Origin of the sequence: Thalassotalea profundi, from assembly GCF_014653195.1 — a bacterium.
Taxonomy (GTDB): Bacteria; Pseudomonadota; Gammaproteobacteria; order Enterobacterales; family Alteromonadaceae; genus Thalassotalea_B; species Thalassotalea_B profundi.
In genome coordinates this window covers 1-2428 of sequence record NZ_BNAH01000026.1, presented here as the reverse complement: position 1 = coordinate 2428, position 2428 = coordinate 1, and the positions used below count along the sequence as shown (strand labels likewise).

Sequence of the window (2428 nt, the reverse complement as noted above, 5' to 3'; positions counted from 1 at the left end):
GTTGCCGTAATTTGCTTAATAGCGCTTTATCTTGGTTTTAGTCAGTATTTATCGCAATTTATCAGCGTGCAATTAATTGTTGTGGCTTTGGTAACGATTTTAGTAATTGTGACTATTACTTTTATTGCCTGTTATTTACCCTTACGAAAATATATTAAACAGCCGATTATTCACTGCTTACGAGGAGTTGAATAATGAGCTTATTTTTCTACCAACTTAAACAAGCTGTACTTAGCTTAAAACAAAAACCAACCTTTGTGTTTAGCGTGGTTACCACCATGGGGATTACGTTAGGTGCGTTGTTGTGTGTAGTAACGCTAAATTACTTATTATTGGTTGAACCATTACCTTACCCTGAGCAAGACCGTTTGTATGTTGCAGAACATAATATTATCAACGCTGAAAAGGAAGTCCAAAAGGTTGCTTATAGTTATCCAGGCCTAGTGCACCTATATAAGAGTAAAGTAGCATTTGAGCAAGCAGCAATGGTTTACTATGGCCAAGATGTGATCACTTCTCAAAATAATCAACCACTGGTTAATACAACCTACGTTACACCTGAATTCCATCAGATGTTAGCCTCTCCCGTTGCTGTGGGGCGAATGTTTGAGGCAAGTGAAGCACTTGATACCAACAATCCTGTAGCACTGCTCAGTTATAGTACTTGGCAGCAGGAATTTAATGGCGATATAAATGTTATTAATCAAAAAATAACCCTAAGTGGTATCAGTCATCGCATTGTTGGCGTGCTATCTAACGATTTTTCTGAACCCTCACTTGCTGAAATTGGTCGTGAAACGCAAGTTTGGTTGCCATGGGATTTGAATCCAGAGAGTACCGCAGATAGGCAAATTTTTGGAAATATCAAAAATAATTTTAAATTTATGGGTCAATTAAAAAAAGGGATTAATTCAAACCAGGCCCTGCAGTTATTAACGCCTTTAGTGAGTGAACACTGGGAGGAAGGCTTTGCTGCTAAATATGATTTTTTCAAAGGCTGGTCGGTCGATATGCAAATGCGTCCAGTTAAAGAAGTGATCCTCGGTGATAGTGAGTCGATTGCGTTGATGTTACTAGCAGGTGTGGTTGGTTTGGTATTGATCGCCACTACAAATATTTCCAATTTATTTATGTCGCGCACCGCAGAAAAGCAACGTCAATTGGCTACTCACGCCGCGATTGGCGCAAGCAGAGCACATCTATTTAAAACTATTTTTGCTGAAACCAGTTTATTAATGTTTATGTCGATCATGCTCGGGCTAGTGATCGCTAAGATTGGCTTTTATATTATGCAGCAATATTTAGGAGGGGTTTTACCTAGGGCTAGCGAGCTATCACTTAACCTTATTACCTTAATCTCCGCGGTGCTAGTGACGTTATTTTTCGCATTGTTTTTTGCAAAAATAAGTACGCGTATGATCAATTACAATGCGTTAAATACTAGGTTACAAAGCAGTGGTAAGGGGAGTGGTTTACAGGTATCGAAAAAGACTCGTCAGGTATTAATTACCATCCAAGTAGCACTGGCAACAATATTAGTATTTGCTAACGTTAGTTTGCTTAAAAATGCGATGAAAACCATCAATGCGCCAATAGGATTTTCGACTAATAATATCTCAACGTTAATTTTAAATTTTTCTTCAATTGATATACCTAGTGGGGAAGAAGTAAAACCTATTATGGCTCAGCTCATGGAAAAGCTAAAAGCTTTACCGCAAGTAGAATCAGTTGCGCAAGGGAGTTCGCCTTTAGATGGCTTTGGTATTAAAGCATTAACTAAGCATTCAGATAATGTAAAATATATGCCCTATTTCAAGAGAGTAGATCAAAGATATTTTACTCTGATTGAACAACCTTTTTTAGATGGTGAAAATTTTACGATTGATGATCGTCGAGATAATAAGAATGTCATGGTTATTAACCAAGCTTTTGCTAATCAGTTAAAAGCTGACGCTGATATTATAGGCATGAAACTATCATCGATAGGTGAACCTGATTTTAAAATAATAGGTATTGTCAAAGATATTGTTATTCCTAGGCAAACAGCGTTTGGCAACGATGATATAACGGCAGCTGTACCGAGATCTTATGCGCCCAATGACCTATCTGAGCAACAATTTATGCTAAAAATAAAGACTGGCCAGTCTATTAGCCGCCAACAACTTGGTAAATTGATAGCTGAGGTTGATTCACGCTACTCTGTATTAAGTTTTAATGCGGCATCTGACATTCTGATAAAAAGCTTGTTTGCTGAAATTACTATGGCAGTAACAACGGGCGTCTTAGCGATAATTACGTTTTTTCTCGCGAGTATTGGGCTGTATGGAGTGTTAAGTTATTCCATTCAAATGCGTCGCTTTGAAATAGGTACGCGTATGGCAATTGGTGCCAAAGGACGCGATATTATTGCAACAGTGATCAAAGAAAA

The 2428-nt window shown here is 37.9% G+C and carries 2 protein-coding genes; both read left to right on the top strand.

The features are described 5' to 3' along the window. Positions 1–195, top strand: a 195-nt coding sequence (locus IE155_RS18040) for a hypothetical protein (protein WP_229817454.1), incomplete at its 5' end; no start/stop codon positions are given. Then, on the top strand, positions 195–2428 hold a 2234-nt coding region (locus tag IE155_RS17810), incomplete at its 3' end, for an ABC transporter permease (protein WP_189379683.1). The genes IE155_RS18040 and IE155_RS17810, both read left to right, overlap by 1 nt.